We start from the raw sequence: 18,733 nt of genomic DNA on the forward strand, positions 1-18,733 counted from the left end.
GACCCCGCCCGCTGACGGCGGTGGATCTCGATTCGCCCGCTCCGCGGGCTACTCGATCAGCATGAGAACCATGCTGGGCGAGCAGCCGCGCAGCGGCGTCTCGAGACCCGCCCTGCTCAGCGTCCGAGCTCGAGCAGGCGCTGCAGGTACGCTCCGTAGCCGCTCTTCACGAGCGGGGCGGCGAGCGCCGCGAGCTGGGCGTCGTCGATCCAGCCGTGCCGCCAGGCGATCTCCTCGATGCAGCCGATCTTGAAGCCCTGGCGCTGCTCGATCACGCGGACGAACTCGGTGGCCTCGATCATCGAGTCGAAGGTCCCGGTGTCGAGCCAGGCGGTGCCGCGGTCGAGGACCTGCACGTTCAGCGTGCCTGCCTCGAGGTAGCGCTCGTTCACCGTGGAGATCTCGAGCTCGCCGCGGGCGGAGGGCTCGATCGTCTTGGCGATGCCGACGACGGAGTTGTCGTAGAAGTACAGACCCGGAACCGCGTAGTTGCTCTTGGGCGTCGCCGGCTTCTCCTCGATCGAGAGCGCGTGGAACGCGTCGTCGAACTCGACGACGCCGTACGCGCGCGGATCCGCCACCTGGTAGGCGAAGATCACCGCGCCCTCGATGTCCGTGTTCGCCGCGAGGGCCGTGCCGAGCGCCGTGCCGTGGAAGATGTTGTCGCCGAGCACCAGCGCGACGGAGTCGTCGCCGATGAAGTCCTCGCCGATCAGGAACGCCTGCGCCAGGCCGTCGGGAGACTCCTGCACTGCGTAGGAGAGCGTCATGCCCAGACTCGAGCCGTCGCCGAGCAGCGCGCGGAACTGGTCGTTGTACTCGGGGGTCGTGATGATCAGGACCTCGTCGATCCCGGCCATCATCAGGGTCGACAGCGGGTAGTAGACCATCGGCTTGTCGTAGATCGGCATCAGCTGCTTCGAGATGCCCTTGGTGATCGGCCAGAGCCGCGAGCCGGAGCCGCCGGCCAGGATGATGCCCTTCACGAGCGCGCTCCGTCCAGCTGGGCGTAGAGCGCCTTCGCCTCGGCCCAGGTGGGCAGGATCCCCTGCGCCTCCGCCTCGGCCAGGGTCGGCGCGTCGGTGTCCTTCGGCGAGAGCAGCGGCTCGCCCGCCTCGGCCGGGAAGCGGAGGGCGATCTGCTCGTCGAGCGGGTCGATGCCCTTCTCGCGGATCGGGTCGTAGGTCGAGGAGACGAGGTAGGAGACGACCACCCCCTCCGTCAGCGCGACGAACGCGTGGGCGAGACCCTCGGCGAGGTAGACCGAGCGGCGGTCGACGTCGTCGAGCAGCACCGAGTCCCACTGCCCGAAGGTCGGCGAGCCGACGCGCACGTCGATGATGTAGTCGAGCACCGCGCCGGAGAAGCAGGAGACGTACTTCGCCTGCGACGGCGGGATCTGCGCGAAGTGGATGCCGCGCACGGTGCCGCGCTTGGACACCGAGGTGTTGCCCTGCTGGAGCGAGAGCGGGTGCCCGACCTTCTCCGCGAGGCGGTCGAAGCGGTAGAACTCGTAGAACACCCCCCGGTCGTCGGGGAACTGCCGCGGCGTGACCTCGTAGGCGTCGGGGATCTCGAGCTCTCTGATCTGCACGGTCACGAGTGTACTGAGCGCGCGGCGGCCCGCTGTCGCCGCCGGTGCGCCGTCCCCGCCCGGTGCGCCGGGGTCCGCGCGTCGGAGGCCTCCGGCATGATGAACGGGTGACCTTCCTCCTCACGGGCGCCTCCGGCATGCTCGGCACCGACCTCCGCTCCTCCCTCGGCGATCGCGCCGTCACGGCGCTCGGCCGCGCCGACCTCGACGTGACCGATCTCGACGCCGTCCGCGCCGCCGTCGCCGGCCACGACGCGGTGCTCAACTGCGCCGCGTACACGCGCGTCGACGACGCGGAGAGCGACGAGGAGGAGGCGCGCCGCGTCAACGCGCTCGGCGCCCACCACCTCGCGATCGCCACCGCCGAGGTCGGCGCCGCGATCGTCCAGGTCTCGACGGACTACGTCTTCGACGGCTCGGCGACCAGCCCCTACGCCGAGTCGCACCCCCGCGGGCCGATCTCCGCCTACGGCAGGACGAAGGCCGAGGGTGAGGAGCTCGTCCTCGCCGCGAACCCCGAACGGGGCTACGTCGTCCGGACCGCCTGGCTCTACGGCGCGCACGGCGGCAACTTCGCGAAGACGATGGTCCGCCTGGCCGGCGTGCACCCCACCCTCACCGTCGTCGACGACCAGCGCGGCCAGCCGACCTGGACGGGCGACCTCGCCGACCGCCTGATCGCGCTCGTCGACGCCGCGGCTCCGGCCGGGATCTACCACGGCACCAACGCCGGCGAGACGACCTGGTTCGGCTTCGCCCGCGCCGTGTTCGAGAAGGCCGGGCTCGATCCCGAGCGCATCCGGCCGACCGACAGCGGCAGCTTCGTCCGTCCGGCCCCGCGGCCCGCCTACTCGGTCCTCGGCCACGACGCCTGGACCGCCGCCGGTCTCGCGCCGATGCGCTCCTGGGAGGACGCGCTGGCCGCCGCCCCGCTCGAGGCGGTCACGCCGTGACGACGACGCTCCGCGTGGTCGTCGACCAGATGCTCGCCCGCGTCCCCGGCGGCATCGGCCGCTACACCGAGGAGCTCACCCGCGAGCTGATCCGCACCGCCCCGCGCGACTGCGAGGTCGAGGCCGTCTTCTCCGCGCATCCGCCCGAGAAGGAGGAGGAGCTGCGGCTGCGCCTGCCCGGTCTCGCGCGCCTGCACCGCCTGCACCTGGGCCGCCGCGAGCTCTCCCGGACCTGGCAGTACGGCATCGGGATCCCGTCCGGCGGCGGCATGATGCACGCCCCGAGCCTCTTCGCTCCGCTGCGGAACCACGAGGGCCGCGAGGGCGAGCAGATCGCCGTCACGATCCACGACACGGTGCCGTGGACGCACCCCGAGACGCTCACCCCGCACGGCGCGAAGTGGCACCGGGCGATGGCGAAGCGCGCGCAGAAGTTCGCCGACGCCGTCGTCGTCCCGACCCACGCGGTCGCGCAGCAGCTCTCGCAGGTGCTCGACTTCGGCGACAGGATCCGCGTGATCGGCGGGGCCGTCGGCTCCGGACTCGTCCTGCCCGACGACGCGGAGGAGCGCGCGGCGGCCCTCGGCCTGCCGGCCGAGTACGTCCTCAGCGTCGGCACGCTCGAGCCGCGCAAGGGCCTGGTCTCGCTGATCGCCGCCTTCGGTGAGGCGTCTGCGCCGGAGCTTCCGCTCCTGATCGTCGGGCCGACCGGCTGGGGCGAGCTCGACATCGCGTCCGTCGCGGACGAGCAGGGACTCGGCGAGGACCGGGTGCGCGCGCTGGGCGTGCTCAGCGACACCGACCTCGCACTCGTGCTCAGCCGGGCGACCCTGTTCGTCTACCCCAGCATCGCCGAGGGCTTCGGTCTGCCGGTGCTCGAGGCCATGCACTTCGGCGTGCCGGTCGTGCACTCGGACGATCCGGCGCTGCTCGAGGTCGCGGCCGACGCGGGCGTCGCCGTCGAGCGCGGCGACGCGAAGCACTACCCGGAGCGGCTCGCGCTCGCGATGAGCAGCGTGCTCTCCGACACCGGGCTGCGCGAGCGCCTGTCGGTGGCCGGCCGCGACCGCTCCCGCGCCTTCAGCTGGCGCGACTCCGCCGAGCGCGTCTGGGCCCTGCACGCCGACCTCTGAGCCGCGGCGAGCCTGCAGACCCGACTCCTGACGCCGGTCAATCTCGATACGCCCGCTCCGCGGCCTACTCGATCAGCGTGCTGCCGCGAGCGTCGCCCTTCCATGCTGGTCGAGCAGCCCCGCAGGGGCGTAGCGAGACCCACGCCCGTCAGCAGGGCGGCTCTGCACACCCCGACTCCGGATTCCGGTGGATCTCGATACGCCCGCTCCGCGGGCTACTCGATCAGCATGCTGCCGCGAGGGTCGCGTGCTGCCGCGAGCGTCGCCCTTCCATGCTGGTCGAGTAGCCCCGCAGGGGCGTATCGAGACCCACGCCCGCCAGCACGGCAGGCCTGCAGACCCCCACTTCTGACGCCGGTGGATCTACTTGGAAGAGACGCCCGCAGACATGCTGGTCGAGTAGCCCCGCAGGGGCGTATCGAGACCCACCACCGCAAGGACGTCGGCCTCTTCCCCGCCCTGCGCTGGCGCCGAAGGCGCCCCCTCCGCTCGATACGCCCGCTCCGCGGCCTACTCGATCAGCAGGAACTGCCGCCTACTGCGCCGCCGCGTCGGGGAACAGGCCCTCCTGCACGAGCGAGCGGACCACGTCGTAGTCCGGGTCGCGGTCGACGTCGACCGCGGGCGGGACGAGCTCGACGACACCCACCGGCTGGGACTTCGTCTTCAGCCCCAGCTGCACGAAGTAGCCGAGCATCCCCTGCGGGACGTCGGTCTTGATCACCTGCGAGCCGGCCGCCGCGACGTCCTGGAACTTCGAGAGCACGTTGGCCGGGTCGAACTGCTCGAGCAGCGCGGTCTGCACCTGGCGCTGGCGGGCCATCCGGTCGTAGTCGCTCGTCGTGTAGCGCGAGCGGGCGTAGGCGAGCGCCTGCTCGCCGTTGAAGTGCCAGGGCCCGGGATCGATCCACTGGTTGACGCCCTGCATCGTGCCGTCCGCGCCGGGCAGCCCGCCGAGCGGCAGCGGCTCGGTTCCCTGGTAGTCCACGTCGATGCCGCCGAGCGAGTCGATCAGCTGGGCGAAGCCCTCCATGTCGATCAGCGCGTAGTACTGGATCGGCAGACCGAGCATCCCCTCGACCGCGTCGCGGGTCGCCTCGATGCCGGGCTCGCTGCCCTCGGCGACCGCGTCCGGGTAGAGCTCGGGGTGCTTCAGCTCCACCTCGGTGTAGATCGAATTCAGCTTGCAGACGTCGACCGCGCAGTTGTCCTTCGTGTAGCCGTCCGGGTACAGCTCGTGCATCGGGCTGTCCTCCGGGAACGGGATGTTCACGAACTCCCGCGAGACGCCGATCGTGGTCGCGGCGCCGGTCGAGGCGTCGATGCTGACGACGGAGATGCTGTCGGGTCGCAGGCCGTCGCGGTCCTCGCCGGCATCGCCGCCCAGCAGCATGATGTTGTAGCGGCCGTCGATCGGCGCCTCCATCGCCCCGCCGCCGAAGATCGACGACAGCGTCCCGCGGGTGATCCCGATCAGGTAGGTGCCGTAGGCGGTCGAGCCGACCGAGACCGCCATCAGCGCGATCGTCGCGAAGGCGAGCACGGCCCGCATCCTCGGCCGCGCCCGCACCAGGCGGATCAGCCGGAGGGTGTCGAGGGTGAGCACGAGCCAGACCACGCCGTAGACCACCAGCGCCGCCTGCAGGACGAGCATCGAGAGGTCGAAGGTCGCGAGCGTGTACAGCCCGGTCGGGAAGACGAAGTACAGGATCACGGCGACGAGCAGCGCCGTCCACAGCCCGAGGGTGAAGCCGAGACCGAGCCGGCCGAGGCGGCGGTTGCCCGCGAGCACCTGCGCGGAGCCGGGCACGAGCAGGTTGCCGATCAGCAGCCACCAGGCGCGACGGGTCATCACCGTGCTCGAGCGGACGTCCGGGTGCCGCAGCGGCAGCGTCATCGTCGTCACAGGCCGGCCACCAGTGCCTCGTTCTTCGCGGCGACCTGCACCTCGAGATCGGCCGCGAAGGCGTCGAGGCGCTCGGACAGCGCGTCGTCGCCGATCGCGAGCATCTTCACCGCGAGCAGTCCCGCGTTGCGGGCGCCGCCGATCGAGACGGTCGCGACGGGGACGCCGGCCGGCATCTGCACGATCGAGAGCAGGGAGTCGAGTCCGTCGAGGCGCGCGAGCGGCACGGGCACGCCGACGACGGGGAGGGAGGTGACCGCGGCCAGCATCCCCGGCAGGTGGGCCGCACCGCCGGCCCCCGCGATCACGACGCGCAGGCCCCGCGCTCGGGCGCCGCGACCGTAGTCGATCATGGCCTGCGGGGTGCGGTGGGCCGAGACGACGCGGACCTCGTGGGCGATCCCGAACTCCGAGAGGGTCGTCGAGGCGGCCTGCATGACCGACCAGTCGGAGTCCGAGCCCATGACGACGCCGACGAGCGGAGACGGTCCGTTGACGAGCGCGTCGGCGCTCACGAGGCGGTACCGGCGGGGACGGCGGAGGGGGTGGGGCGGGTCACGGCCACCATGGTACGTCTCAGTCGGTGAGAACGGCCGCCGCGGCACGCGCCTCGTAGACCACCAGCTCGAGCTCGTCGCCGGTCGAGTTCACGTGCCCGACCTTCCGCCCCGGGCGCGGCTCCTTGCCGTAGTTGTGCACCTTGACCGCCGGGTGCGCGGCGAGCACGAGCGGGTAGCGGTCGGTCAGCGACTCCCCCACGGGGCCGCCGAGGACGTTCACCATCACGGTCCACGGATCGCGGCAGCCGGTCGCGCCGAGCGGCAGGTCGAGCACGGCCCGCAGGTGCTGCTCGAACTGCGAGGTGGTGGAGCCGTCCATCGTCCAGTGCCCGCTGTTGTGCGGGCGCATCGCCAGCTCGTTGACGAGCAGCCGGTCGTCCGTCGTCTCGAACAGCTCGACGGCCAGCACGCCGGTCACGCCCAGGCTCTCGGCGATCGTCTCGGCGATGTCGGCGGCGGCGTCCGCCAGACGACCGGCCGAGGCGGGCGCGGGCGCGAGCACCTCGGCGCAGACGCCGTCGCGCTGGATCGACTCGACCACCGGCCAGAGGATGCTCTCGCCCGAGGGGCGCCGGGCCACGAGCTGCGCCAGCTCGCGGCGGAAGCCGACCAGCTCCTCGACGAGCAGCGCGCCGCCGCGGCCGTCCTCGGCGAGCGCCGCGAACCAGTCGTCGGCCTCGTGCGCACCGCTGACGACGCGGACGCCCTTGCCGTCGTAGCCGCCGCGCGCGGTCTTGACCACGCCGCGGCCGCCGTGCTCGTCGAGGAACGCGGCCAGCTCGGCGGAGGAGGACACCGCGGCCCAGTCGGGCACGGGGACGCCGAGCTCGCTCAGGCGCTGCCGCATCATCAGCTTGTCCTGGGCGTAGAGGAGCGCGTCCGGGCCGGGGTGCACCGCCACGCCCTCGGCGACGAGCCGGCGCAGGATCGCCTGGGGCACGTGCTCGTGGTCGAAGGTCACGACGTCGACGGTGCGGGCGAACTCGAGCACCGTCTCCTCGTCGCGGTAGTCGCCGACCCGGGTCGCGGCGAGGCCCGCCGGGGCCCCCTCGTTCTCGGCGAGGACAGCGATCTCGAGGCCGAGCTCGACCGCCGCGGGGATCATCATCCGGGCGAGCTGGCCGCCTCCGATCACACCGACGCGCATGGCGATCCTCCTGATTCCGCCCGCGGGCGCGGGGCGGCTCCATGGTACCGAGGGGCGCCGACGCGGCGGGGCTCAGGGCGCGCGGGTGGGTCGCCCGGAGCGGCGACGGGGACTCGGAACGGCGTGCTCAGACGGGACGAAGTGCTCAGAGCGGATCGGGCGCGGGCCACTCCGGCAGCGGCGCCGCCGCGATCGCGTCGCGCAGCAGCTCGGCGACCAGCTCCGGGTCCTCCACGTCGCGCAGCACGAACGACTCGGCGCCGTCCAGGGTGATCCGCACGTCGCCGCAGCGGGCGATGCGCTGGCCGAGGCTGCGCGAGACGCCCACCGCCATCCGCCGGTCGAAGTCGAGGTCGGCACGGCGCGCCGACAGGACACCGCGGCGGGCGTGCAGCCCGCGCTGCGTGATCCGGTAGCGGATGCTCGCCCAGCCCGCGATGCCGGGCACGCAGAGCAGCAGCACGAGCACCGCGGTGCCGAGGGCGATGATCCAGCGCTGCAGCTCCAGCTCGAACTGCGCGGCGAAGTAGAAGCCCGACCAGGTGAGCAGCAGGAAGCCGGCGACCGGGGCGACGGCGCGTCGAGCGCGCGGCGTGAGCCGGGCGAGCTCCCGGTCCCCCCCCGCGAGCCGATTCCGGCCGCCGGCGCTCACTGGCGCAGGTGGGTGACGTCGCCCGCCGAGAACGGGCGCCGGGCGCCGTCCTGCTCGAGCACGAGCGAGCCGTCGGAGTCGAGCGCGACGGCGGCGCCCTCCGCCACGGAGCCGTCCGGCAGCTCGACCCGCACCGGGCGGCCGAGCGTGCCGAGGTGCGCTCGGACGACGGCGGCGGTCCCGGAGGACTCGGCGTCGCCGAGGGCGAGGAGCGGCGCGAGCAGCGCCGAGAACTCGGTGAGGAAGCCGGCGAGCACGGCGTCGGCGCCGGTCGTCGACGCGCCGGCGAGGGCGAGGGAGGTCGCGGTCGGCACGGGCAGCTCCTCCTCGCTCAGCAGGAGGTTGATTCCGGTGCCCACGATCACGCGGCCGTCGGGGAGGCGCTCGGCGAGGATCCCCGCCGTCTTGCGCCCGCCGAGCAGGACGTCGTTGGGCCACTTGACCTCGACGGCGCCGTCGACCAGCGGGGCGAGCGAGCGGGCCAGGGCCGCGCCGGCGAGCAGCGGCAGCCAGCCGACCGCGCCGGCGGGCAGCGCCGCCGCGTCCACGAGCGTGGAGGCGGCGAGCGTCCGGCCCGCGGGTGCCTGCCAGACGCGCCCCAGGCGCCCGCGGCCCGCGCGCTGGTCGTCGGTCGCCACGACGGAGAGGTGCGGCCAGGCGGCGGGCTCGGCCGTCGCCCGCTCGCGGAGCTCGTCGTTCGTCGACCCCGCGCTCTCGAGCCAGAGGACCTGCGGCGACACGGAGCGGGAGAGCGGGAGCTGCATGCGGCCACGCTACCGGCGGGCCCCGCGAGAACACCGGGGAGCGCTCGTCCCGCTTGTGCGCATCCTCCTGGCGTGGGCACCGGCTCCTGTGCGTCTGCGACAACGGAGGGGTCCATCGCCGCCGATAGGGTGGGCGAGTGACCGCGAACATCGAACGTCCCGCGCCCGATCTCCACACGACCGCGGGGAAGATCGCGGACCTGAAGGCCCGCTACCACGAGGCGGTCACCGCCAGCGGCGAGGCCGCGATCGAGAAGCAGCACGCCAAGGGCAAGATGACCGCCCGCGAGCGGATCGACACCCTCCTCGACCCGGGCTCGTTCGTCGAGCTCGACGAGTTCGTCCGCCACCGCACCCACGCGTTCGGCATGGAGAAGAAGCGTCCCTACGGCGACGCCGTCGTGACCGGCACCGGCACCATCCACGGCCGCCAGGTCGCCGTCTATTCGCAGGACTTCACGATCTTCGGCGGCTCGCTCGGCGAGGTCGCCGGCGAGAAGATCATCAAGGTGATGGACCTGGCGCTGAAGACCGGCGTCCCGATCATCGGCATCCTCGACTCCGGCGGAGCGCGGATCCAGGAGGGCGTCGTCGCCCTGGGCAAGTACGGCGAGATCTTCCGCCGCAACACCGCGGCCAGCGGCGTGATCCCCCAGATCTCGATCATCTGCGGCCCCGCGGCCGGCGGCGCTGTCTACTCCCCCGCCCTCACCGACTTCGTGATCATGGTCGACAAGACGAGCCAGATGTTCGTCACCGGCCCCGACGTGATCAAGACCGTCACCGGCGAGGACGTCGGCATGGAGGAGCTCGGCGGCGCGCTCACCCACAACAAGATCTCGGGCGTCTCTCACTACCTCGCGAGCGACGAGAACGATGCGCTCGACTACGCGCGCACCCTGCTCTCCTTCCTCCCGGACAACAACCTGTCCCCTGCGCCGGTGTTCGACAACGAGGTCGACCTCGAGACGACGGACTCCGACCGCTTCCTCGACACCGTCATCCCCGACAGCCCGAACCAGCCGTACGACATGCGCGCCGTGATCGAGCACATCGTCGACGAGGGCGACTTCCTGGAGGTGCAGCCGCTCTTCGCGCCGAACATCGTGATCGGCTTCGGCCGGGTCGAGGGCCGCTCCGTCGGCATCATCGCCAACCAGCCGAGCGCCATGGCGGGCACCCTGAACATCGAGGCCGGCGAGAAGGCCTCGCGCTTCGTCCGCTTCTGCGACGCGTTCTCGCTGCCGATCCTCACCCTGGTCGACGTCCCCGGCTACCTGCCCGGCACCGACCAGGAGTGGACGGGCGTCATCCGCCGCGGCGCGAAGCTGCTCTACGCCTACGCGGAGGCGACCGTGCCGCTGGTCACCGTCATCCTGCGCAAGGCCTACGGCGGCGCCTACATCGTGATGGGCTCCAAGCAGCTCGGCGCCGACATCAACCTCGCCTGGCCGACGGCCGAGATCGCGGTCATGGGCGGCCAGGGCGCCGTCAACATCCTCTACCGCAACGAGATCCGCAAGGCGGAGGAGGCGGGCGAGGACGTCGCCGCCGTCCGCACCCGGCTGGCGAACGAGTACACCTACAACGTGGCGAGCCCGTTCCTGGCCGCCGAGCGCGGCGAGCTGGACGGGGTCATCGAGCCGTCGGCGACCCGGGTGTCGGTGATCAAGGCGCTGCGCGCGCTGCGGACCAAGCGCGCGAACCTGCCGGCCAAGAAGCACGGCAACATCCCGCTCTGAGCGGCGGTCAGCCGGCCGTCGGCGCCTTCTCGGGCGCCGGCGCCTTCGGCTTCTCCTGCGCCGCCGGCTTCTCGGCGGGCGGCGTCTTCTCCTCCGGCCGTGCGCCCAGCGCCCGGGCGAAGGCGAGCGCCTCGCGCGGGGAGACGTCCGGCAGGTAGGCGCGCCCGATCGCCGCGCCGATCCGCGGCAACTGCAGGGCGTCCGGGTACGCCATCCAGAGCCCCTCGTAGCGCGGGTGGAACTTGGCCTTGAAGCGGAACAGCGAGGTGAAGCCGTAGGCCGGCTCCAGCGTCCGCGCCAGGAACTCGAGCAGGCCCGACAGCGCGGTCGGCTCGGGCGGCTGCTCCCCCTCCGGCACCGGCGCCGTCGCGAGCGGCGCACCGGACAGCGAGACGAACTCCGCGCCCTGCTCCTGCGCGCGGAGAGCGGCGGAGGCGATCAGGAACTCCATGATCCCGGGCATCGCCTCGTCCGAGCGGCGCATGAAGTCGAGCGTCCAGCCGACGATCCGGCCGTCGCGGTGCACGGGCAGCCAGCTGGTGATCCCCTGCAGCACGCCGTCGGGCCCGACGGCGAGCAGCAGCGCGACGTCGGGGTCGCGCGCCTCGTCGATGCCGCCGAGCGTGAAGCCCATCTCGGGCAGCGCCTTCTCGGACACCCACTTCTCCGAGAGGTCGACGATCTGGCTGGCCATCCCCAGCGAGAGCTCCGGCCAGGTCGTCCAGACCGGCTCGATGCCGAGCTTGAGCGCGCGGGTGAGCGGGTAGCGCACCTTCTGCCAGCGCTTCCCGGTCAGCTCGAAGCCGCCGAGCTCGATGATCGTCTCCTCGCCGACCGAGATGCGCGACCAGCCGAGAGCGTCGAAGACCGGCAGCAGCTCGTCGTGGACGCTGTAGAACACCGGCGTCCAGCTCCGCTCGTCGCAGAACGCGACGAAGCCGGCCACGACCTCCTCGCGCCGCTCGGGCGCGCAGGCCGGGTCGGAGAGGGTGATCGCGACCCCGCCGACGACGCGGTAGGCGACACCGCCCTCGCCGTCGGGGGCGATCCAGTGCTCGTTGCCCTGCCAGGTGCCCTGGTGGCCGAGGCTGCCGGCGCCGTGCCGCACGAGCAGCCGGCGGTAAACCGCCTCGTCGCCGCGCACGCCCTGCACGTCCGTGGCCCGCAGGAGGGCGATCACCGCGACGACGACGAGGAGCCAGAAGACCGGCCCGACCGACTCGAAGCCGATCCGCGCGAGCGGCTCGCGCGGCACCGCCAGCAAGCCGTGCCCGCCGAGGAACCCGGACGGCACGAAGCGCAGCAGCCCGTCGAGGAGGAGCCTGCCGATTCCGAGCACCGGCTCGAAGCTGGTCCGGGTCGAGGCGGAGAGCGCGAGGTAGCCGCCGAGCGAGACGACGAAGCCGATCGCCACCACCAGGGCCCAGCGGCGCGCCGGCTCCCGCGGCGCCCGGATCCGGAAGTGCCGGCTGCTGACCGACAGCAGGACGATCACTCCGACCGGGACGATCACGGTGGTGGCCACCCAGAGCAGGTACTCGGCGTAGTACTGGAAGTCGGGGTGCCGTGCCGCGCGCTGCAGCAGGACGACGTCGAGGATCGCGATGGCGGCGTTCACGCCGATCGCGAGCAGCAGGCCGAGGCGGCGCCCGGAGCGCAGCCCGTACGCCGCGACGAGGAGCAGGATCATCGGGACGAAGGTGAGCAGGATCGGCCCGGGCGAGATCAGGTTGAGCCGCACGTGATGCGCGCAGTGCCGCACCGTGGCACCGCAGGGATCGTCGAGATCCCCGCCTCCGGTGAAAGCGCTCTGCAGCAGCCGTCCGAGGAACGAGAACGGCCCGTAGCCCGAGTCCGAGAGCACGGCGACGAGCGGACCGATGGCGGTCACCGCGACCACGGCGGCGAGCAGGGCGCGCGACTCCCGGTGCGAGCTCGGCGCGGGGCGCTGGGGGCGCAGACCGCTGACCCCGTGCGCCATCACCGCGCCGACCACGAGGCCCGCGGCGCCCGCGAGGAGGCGGTACACGTCGGCGGAGTCGCCCGCGTAGAGGACGAACATCAGCACCACCGCGAACACGGTGACGCGGAGGCGACGGCGCCAGAGCCCGCCCATGAAGGCCGTCGCGGCGAGGAGCGCGCCGACGCCGCCGATGAGCGGGTCGAAGGTCAGGTCGCCCACCGTGTCGCCCGCCCACCACTCGCCCACCGACGCGCCGATGCTCTGCAGCGCGGTGCCGAGCGCCGTGCCGATCGCCCCGGTGAGCAGGAAGGCGACGACCAGCCGGCGCGGGCCGAGCCGGTGCTCCGCGGCGATCAGCAGCGGCAGGAGCAGGAGCAGGACGAGCAGGAGAGCCGGCGGTCCGGACGCGATCAGCAGACCGGTGACCGCGGCCCAGGGCCGGCCGCCGAGGACCGTGCCGGCGCTCGCGGCCCACCAGGAGCCGGTCTCCGCGCTCGCCGGGCCGACGAGGGTGCCGGCGACCGCACTGGCGAGCAGGATCACCAGCGTCGTCGCGAACGCCGCGGGCGAGGAGCGCAGCACCGCGGCGAGGCGACGGGCGGAGGTGCGGCCTCGCTTCAGGGACCACGACGGCATGCGGGAACACTCCTGTCCGGGACGGAACGGGCGTCGCTCCGGCGGCGTCCGGCGTCAGCATAGCCACCGGCCCGGGCGCGGGACCGTGAACGGCATGCGGTACCGTCGCGGGATGAGCGCAGCCGACTCCGCACCCTCCGTCGTGATCACTACCCCGGGCCTGGACGCGCGCGAGATCGCCGCCGTGACCGCTGTCGTCACTGCTCTCGCCGCGCAGTCGCACCCCGTCGCCGAGGTGCCGGTCGTCCCCAGCGGCGGCTGGAGCGACCGCGCCGCCGCGGTCCGCGCGCCGCTGCAGCCGGCGCCCGGAGCCTGGCGCTCCTTCTCCGGCTGAGCGCCGGATCGGGCTCGGGCGGCCGGGGCGGGCGCAGAACGTGAATCTTGTACCCCGATTAGTCCCCTAAAGTGCCGACTACCTGCCACTCCCGGTCCTGGGCATGATTATCCGTGTTAGGTGTTCACTCCTCGGAGGGGGCATCGCCAAGCACTCGCCGACCAGGGTAAGCAGGCGGGTGTTTTGGGGGCGAGTGAGGGTGACATTCGGGTTGTCACCCTCACTCGGGGTTTGACGGCGGGCTGGGCCCCCTCTTCGGAGGAGTGGACAGCCCGCCGCACTCTTTTAACCGGTGCTGCGTTCGGAACCGGCGCAGCGCTTCGAAACGAGCCGCGCTTTCCACGGGCGCCGCGCTCGCGCCGTCACCGGTGGCCCGCAGGGCCCGGGGCGCTCAGCCCTCGAGCACACCCCGCTCGTCGCGGCGGATCTCGACCCAGGCGTCGACCTCGTCGCCCGCGTCGTCCGAGCCGAGGGCGCCCGCGCTGCCGTCACCGGCGGTCCGCAGGCCCACCACCGTCACGGCGGAGGGCGAGTCGGCCGAGGCGGTGCGGACCACGACCCGGTCGACGCCCTCGCCGATCCCGCTGAGCGCGTGGGCGAGCTCGCCCAGGACGCGCCGGCTCTCCTCCTCGGTCGTCCGGTCCAGGCCGCCGTCGTCCAGCACCGAGACGGTCACGCCGCGGCGCCGCGCCTCCAGCACGAGCCGGCGGACCTCGTCGTCGAGCAGCCGCCTCCCCCGGATCTCGTCGCGGACGGACGCCTCCAGCAGGGCGCACTCGCGGCGCTCCTCGTCGCTCAAGCCGAGCGGGCTGGTGGCGATCCGCAGCAGCATCTCGGAGGCGATGGCGCGGGTCTGCTCGAGCCGCACCTCCCGCTCCGAGAGGTGCGCCTCCTCCGCCGCCCGCCAGGACGCGGCGGCCCGCTCGGCGGCCTCGAGCACGCGCGCCTCGGAGCCGGCGCGGCCGAGCTCGATGATCAGGAGCTGCGCGATGCCGACCCAGGCGATGCCGCCGACGACGCCGAGGGTGGCCAGGGCGACCGGGCCGGCCCAGACGCTCGTGTGCACGATCAGGAAGCCCATCCCGGTCCAGGCCGCCAGCGGGCGCCGGCGAGCGCAGACGATCGTCATCAGCGTGCCGACGGCCGCGATGTACCAGGTGGAGTAGCCGTTGGAGGCGCCGGGGTCCAGCGACGGCGAGACGAGCAGCGGCAGAGCCACCGCCACCCCCGCCATCGCCCACGCGGTCACCGCGTGCATCCGCGTGGCCGAGCTCGGCAGGAGGGCGATCACGGTGGCGACGACGTAGAGGCCGACGGCGAGCAGATCGGCGGGCGTCGCGGGCGCGAGCCGGTACGAGAAGAAGGCGAGGACGACGTGGTAGAGCGAGAAGCCTCCGCCCAGCGCGTAGAGCAGCGGGCGCGGGTAGGCGATCACGAGCGGCTCCTCGCGGCGGGCCAGACGACGACGACCCGGGTTCCCTCGCCCGGGACGGTGTCGATCCGCGCCGAGCCCTGCACCTGGTGCACCCGGTCGAGGATCGAGAGCCGGATGCCGAGCCGCTCGCGCGGGACGTCGGCGAGGAGGAAGCCGCGGCCGTCGTCCTCGACGACCACCTCCACGGAGCACGCGGAGAGGCGCCCGCGCACCGAGCGCCGGACGGCGTCGCTCGGCCCCGCGTGCTGGACGCTGTTGGTCAGCGCTTGCCAGACCGCGCCGAGGACCGCCTCGGCGACCGGCCGCGGCATCGTGGTCGTCCGCGGATCCGCGTCCTCGTCGACGACCACCTCGACGTCCGCGACGAACGTCGACGCCGCGTGCGACAGCTGGCGCTCGAGCAGCTCCAGCGGGACCTCCCCCGCGTCGAGGTCGGACTCCTCGTCCGGGAGCAGCACCGAGAGGGTCTTCCGCGCCATCGAGGACACCAGCGCCCGCTCGGCGCCGGACTCGGCCGTCGCCGCCGCGAGCAGGGTCGCGAGCACGTTGTCGTGCACGAGGGCGTCCACCTCGACCCGCTCGACCTCGCCGGCGTGCTGGCGCATGGCCCCCTCGTACTGCTCCATCGCGGTCCGCTGCGCGCGGTCGACCGCGTCCGCCGACTGGCGCAGCACGGCGATCAGCACCAGCATCACGAAGCCGACGATGCCGACGTAGACGGCGTCGAGGGCCGCGCGGGTCGGCGAGGCGCCGCCGCCCGAGGGCAGCACGCGGAGGATCCCGAACAGGGCCGTCGTGACGAAGGCGTAGGCGATCGCGAGCCGCAGCGGCGCGACGATCGTGCAGAAGGCCGTGCCGATGGTCAGCAGGTACCAGATCCACGGCGTCTCCTGGGGGACGGCGCCGGTGCGGATCGTCAGCGGCCAGGTGAGCAGGGCGAGCAGGAGCGACGCGGCCACGACGGCTCCGCTGTGCTGCGTCCCGCGGCGGAGCATCGCCGTGGCCACCGAGGCCGCGAGCGCCCCGAAGACGACGACCAGGACCGGCCAGGCGACCTCGGGCCGCAGGACCGGCAGCTGGCCGAGGATCGGCGGGACGGTCTGCAGTGCGAAGCCGAAGCCGAAGAACGAGACGACCGTGCTGATGATCCGGTCGATGCGCTCGCGGTTCGCGGGCGCCCGCGCGGGGACGACCTCAGCGGCCGGCATCGCCGTCGTCCGGATCGATGCCCGGGAGGATGCCGTCCTCGACGGCGCGGCGCAGCAGGTCGACCTTCGTCGGCGCCGGCCGGCCGATCTCGACGTACTTGTCGCGGATCCGGTCGAGGTACTCCTTGGCCGTCGAGACCGAGATCTGCAACCGGTCGGCGACCAGCTTCAGCGGCAGACCGGAGGCGTAGAGGTGCAGGACGTCGCGCTCGCGCCGGCCGAGCACCGCGCGGGCGAAGTCGTCGTCGGCGTCGATCGCGGAGGCCCACTCCAGGTTGTTCAGCACCTCGCCGCGGGCGACGGTGCGGATGGCCGCAATCACCGTCGACATCGGCGAGGACTTGGGGATGACTCCGGCCGCCCCCGCCGCGAGCGCCTCGCGCACGGCGACCACGCGGTCGGCGATGCTGTGCACGAGGACGGCCGCGCCGCGCACCTGGCCCCACTTGACGTTCGCGGTGATGCTCGAGCCGTCGTTCAGCGAGAGGTCGAGCACCAGCACCTCGATCTCGGAGCCGCCGAGCACCTGCTCGAGCGCGCGCACCGTCTCGGCCGCGGCGACCACCTGCATCCCCGCGCCCTCGATCGCGGCGGCGACACCGAGCCGGACGGACTCGTGGTCGTCGACGATGGCGACGCGCACCCTCGGGGAACCGGCGGACTCAGCGATCATCGGTGGTCTCCATCGGGCTCATGCTAGCGACGCGGCGCGGTCAGCCGGCGCGGCGCACGAGGCGGGCGACGGCCTCCACGTGCGAGGTGTGCGGGAAGAGGTCGAAGCCGTCGAGCCGCTCGAGCTCGTAGCCGCCCGCGGTGAGCGCGCCGACGTCGCGGGCGAGCGCGACCGGATCGCAGGCGACGTAGACCAGCTGTGCGGGCGCCAGCTCGACGAGCGCGTCGGTGACGGCGCGACCGGCTCCCGCCCGCGGCGGATCGAGGACGACGGTGGCGGCCCGCCAGCGCTCGCGCTCGCGGGCGTCGGCCTGGGCGAGCGCGTCGCGGAGGTAGCGGTCGACCCGGGCGGTGACCGCGCGCGCCCCGGGCTGGTCGGCGAGGTTCTCCAGGGCGTGCTCGGTGGCGCGCGAGTCGCTCTCGACGCTGGTGACGCGGACGCCGGCGCCGAGGTGGTCGGCGAGCGCCGCGGCGAGCAGCCCGACGCCGCCGTAGAGGTCGTGGTTCGCGGCGCGGACGTCGGCGAGCGCGGGATCGACGGCGGCCTGGACCGCGTCGAACAGGGTCGCCGCGGCTCCGCGGTGCACCTGCCAGAAGCCGGAGCGGTCGACGCGGAAGGTCCGGTCGGCGACGAACTCGGAGACGACCGTGCGGTCCCTCCTGGCGCGCTTGTCGGAGGGGTCGTGCACGAGGACGGCCGCGCCGTCGGAGCCGGCGGCGTCGACCAGGTCGACGACCGAGCCGGGGGCGAGGCGCTGGTCGAGCGGGGCGGCGGCCGAGGAGGCGGCGGTCGCGAGCGGGAGGCCCTCGACGTCGACGACGTGGTGACTGCGGGCGGCGTAGGGCCCGACGCGGCCGGAGTCGTCCACGTGCAGGCGGTTGCGGGTGCGCCAGCCGAGGCCGCCGGACTCGTCGTCGCCCGCGACCGGCGCGACGACGACGTCGACCTCGCGTCGGGCGAAGCAGGAGAAGGAGTCGATGAGCACGGCGCGCTTGAGCTCGCGCTGGTACGCGAGCGCGGCGTGGCCGAACTCGGCGCCGCCGACCCGCTCCTCGGGCCGCCGGTCGATGCCGGCCTGCGCCCAGACGTGCTCGACGCGGTGCGGCGAGGCCAAGAGGACCTCGAGCGCCTCGCCGCGCCAGAAGCTGTCGTGGCGGACCTCGCTGATGCGCGCGCGGACCCGCTCGCCGGGGAGGACGTCCGGGACGAAGACGACGCGGCCCTCGTGCCGGGCGACGAAGACGCCGCCGTGGGCCACGTTGCTAATGTCGAGCTCGATCTCGGTCCCGAGTGCTCCGCCGGTCTCCGCGGCCGGGTCGGACGTTCGGGCCGGAGTCTGTGCCATCCGTCGAGCATCCCACAGCGTGGGCCCGATCGCAGGGAGCCCTCGTGCGCCTCTACCTCGCCTCCACCTCCCCCGCCCGGCTCGCGCTGCTGCGGGCCACCGGGATCGAGCCCGTGGTCGTCCCCTCGGCGGTCGACGAGCCCGCCGCCGTCGCCCGGGCCGAGCAGGAGCGCGGAGCCGCGCTGGACGCCGACGCGACCGTGGCGCTGCTCGCCCGCGCCAAGGCGACGGCCGTCCTCGGGCCGGAGATCGACGGCCTCGTCCTCGGCGGCGACTCCGCCTTCGTGCTCGACGGCGTCGTGCACGGCAAGCCGCACGAGCCCGAGCGGGCCCGCGCGCGCTGGCGGGCGCAGCGCGGCCGCACCGGGCGCCTGCACTCCGGTCACTGGCTGATCGACCACCGCGGCGGGCGGATCGTCGCCGAGACCGGAGTGGTCACCTCCACCGCCGTCTCCTTCGCCGCGGACATCGACGACGACGAGATCGACGCCTACGTCGCGACCGGCGAGCCGCTCGAGGTGGCCGGCGCATTCACGATCGACGGGCGCGGCGCCGGCTTCATCACGGCCGTCGAGGGCGATCCGTCGACGGTGATCGGGATGTCCGTGCCGGCGCTGCGCTCGCTCGTGCGCGAGCTCGGGGTCGCCTGGCCGTCGCTCTGGAACCGCTGAGGCCGGTTCTCCTCCCG

The 18,733-nt window shown here is 73.4% G+C and carries 17 protein-coding genes; 5 read left to right on the plus strand and 12 right to left on the minus strand.

Annotated features, from left to right (window positions below; translation table 11 throughout):
- Positions 1–116: 116 nt before the first annotated feature.
- Positions 117–986: a glucose-1-phosphate thymidylyltransferase RfbA gene (gene rfbA / locus HQQ86_RS03275; RefSeq protein WP_173286434.1), complete on the minus strand. Its 870-nt coding sequence runs from the start codon at positions 984–986 to the stop codon at positions 117–119.
- Positions 983–1,594 (minus strand): dTDP-4-dehydrorhamnose 3,5-epimerase family protein, encoded by a 612-nt coding sequence (locus HQQ86_RS03280; RefSeq protein ID WP_173286436.1) that lies wholly within the window; start codon positions 1,592–1,594, stop codon positions 983–985. The genes rfbA and HQQ86_RS03280 overlap by 4 nt, the downstream gene beginning before the upstream one ends.
- 107 nt (positions 1,595–1,701) lie before the next feature.
- Here HQQ86_RS03280 and rfbD point away from each other — a divergent pair, with 107 nt between their 5' ends.
- Positions 1,702–2,547 (plus strand): dTDP-4-dehydrorhamnose reductase, encoded by an 846-nt coding sequence (gene rfbD / locus HQQ86_RS03285; protein ID WP_173286438.1) that lies wholly within the window; start codon positions 1,702–1,704, stop codon positions 2,545–2,547.
- Complete coding sequence (locus HQQ86_RS03290) at positions 2,544–3,680, plus strand: glycosyltransferase family 1 protein (protein ID WP_320526604.1); 1,137 nt, start codon at positions 2,544–2,546, stop codon at positions 3,678–3,680. The genes rfbD and HQQ86_RS03290 overlap by 4 nt, the downstream gene beginning before the upstream one ends.
- A gap of 535 nt (positions 3,681–4,215) precedes the next feature.
- Here HQQ86_RS03290 and HQQ86_RS03295 read toward each other — a convergent pair.
- The 5 genes from HQQ86_RS03295 to HQQ86_RS03315 form a co-directional block, all read right to left on the minus strand.
- Positions 4,216–5,577 carry an LCP family protein gene (locus HQQ86_RS03295; protein WP_254071875.1) on the minus strand — a complete coding sequence of 454 codons (1,362 nt, stop codon included), beginning with the start codon at positions 5,575–5,577 and terminating at the stop codon, positions 4,216–4,218.
- Between the two features lie 5 nt (positions 5,578–5,582).
- Positions 5,583–6,050: a 5-(carboxyamino)imidazole ribonucleotide mutase gene (gene purE / locus HQQ86_RS03300; RefSeq protein ID WP_173287494.1), complete on the minus strand. Its 468-nt coding sequence runs from the start codon at positions 6,048–6,050 to the stop codon at positions 5,583–5,585.
- 112 nt (positions 6,051–6,162) lie between these two features.
- Entirely contained in the window at positions 6,163–7,299 is a 1,137-nt protein-coding gene (locus HQQ86_RS03305; RefSeq protein ID WP_173287495.1) for a 5-(carboxyamino)imidazole ribonucleotide synthase, read from the minus strand.
- A gap of 139 nt (positions 7,300–7,438) precedes the next feature.
- Positions 7,439–7,945, minus strand: a complete 507-nt coding sequence (locus HQQ86_RS03310; protein ID WP_173286440.1) for a PH domain-containing protein — start codon at positions 7,943–7,945, stop codon at positions 7,439–7,441.
- Positions 7,942–8,709, minus strand: coding sequence for a biotin--[acetyl-CoA-carboxylase] ligase (locus HQQ86_RS03315; protein ID WP_173286442.1), 768 nt, complete (start codon positions 8,707–8,709; stop codon positions 7,942–7,944). Before HQQ86_RS03315 ends, HQQ86_RS03310 begins: the two co-directional genes overlap by 4 nt.
- 137 nt (positions 8,710–8,846) lie before the next feature.
- On the opposite strand from HQQ86_RS03315, the gene HQQ86_RS03320 reads away from it, so the two are divergent.
- Positions 8,847–10,451 (plus strand): acyl-CoA carboxylase subunit beta, encoded by a 1,605-nt coding sequence (locus tag HQQ86_RS03320; RefSeq protein ID WP_320526608.1) that lies wholly within the window; start codon positions 8,847–8,849, stop codon positions 10,449–10,451.
- Positions 10,452–10,458: 7 nt separating this feature from the next.
- On the opposite strand, the gene HQQ86_RS03325 is transcribed toward HQQ86_RS03320, so the two are convergent.
- Entirely contained in the window at positions 10,459–13,050 is a 2,592-nt protein-coding gene (locus tag HQQ86_RS03325) for a bifunctional lysylphosphatidylglycerol flippase/synthetase MprF (RefSeq protein WP_173286445.1), read from the minus strand.
- Positions 13,051–13,162: 112 nt separating this feature from the next.
- Here HQQ86_RS03325 and HQQ86_RS03330 point away from each other — a divergent pair, with 112 nt between their 5' ends.
- A complete protein-coding gene (locus HQQ86_RS03330) occupies positions 13,163–13,384 on the plus strand; it encodes an acyl-CoA carboxylase subunit epsilon (protein ID WP_173286447.1) in 222 nt (73 codons plus the stop codon).
- 391 nt (positions 13,385–13,775) lie between these two features.
- Here HQQ86_RS03330 and HQQ86_RS03335 read toward each other — a convergent pair whose 3' ends face one another.
- From HQQ86_RS03335 to HQQ86_RS03350, 4 genes are read right to left on the minus strand one after another with little or no spacing between them, the layout of a single operon-like run.
- Entirely contained in the window at positions 13,776–14,819 is a 1,044-nt protein-coding gene (locus HQQ86_RS03335; protein WP_173286449.1) for a hypothetical protein, read from the minus strand.
- Positions 14,816–16,027, minus strand: a complete 1,212-nt coding sequence (locus tag HQQ86_RS03340; RefSeq protein WP_173286451.1) for a sensor histidine kinase — start codon at positions 16,025–16,027, stop codon at positions 14,816–14,818. Before HQQ86_RS03340 ends, HQQ86_RS03335 begins: the two co-directional genes overlap by 4 nt.
- Positions 16,014–16,700, minus strand: a complete 687-nt coding sequence (locus HQQ86_RS03345; protein ID WP_173286453.1) for a response regulator transcription factor — start codon at positions 16,698–16,700, stop codon at positions 16,014–16,016. Before HQQ86_RS03345 ends, HQQ86_RS03340 begins: the two co-directional genes overlap by 14 nt.
- Positions 16,701–16,740: 40 nt before the next feature.
- Entirely contained in the window at positions 16,741–18,045 is a 1,305-nt protein-coding gene (locus HQQ86_RS03350) for a class I SAM-dependent RNA methyltransferase (protein WP_173286455.1), read from the minus strand.
- Positions 18,046–18,089: 44 nt separating this feature from the next.
- Here HQQ86_RS03350 and HQQ86_RS03355 point away from each other — a divergent pair, with 44 nt between their 5' ends.
- Positions 18,090–18,716: a Maf family nucleotide pyrophosphatase gene (locus HQQ86_RS03355; protein ID WP_173286457.1), complete on the plus strand. Its 627-nt coding sequence runs from the start codon at positions 18,090–18,092 to the stop codon at positions 18,714–18,716.
- Positions 18,717–18,733 lie beyond the last annotated feature (17 nt).

Origin of the sequence: Rathayibacter sp. VKM Ac-2857, assembly GCF_013205025.1 — a bacterium.
In the GTDB taxonomy this organism is placed as follows: domain Bacteria; phylum Actinomycetota; class Actinomycetes; order Actinomycetales; family Microbacteriaceae; genus Rathayibacter.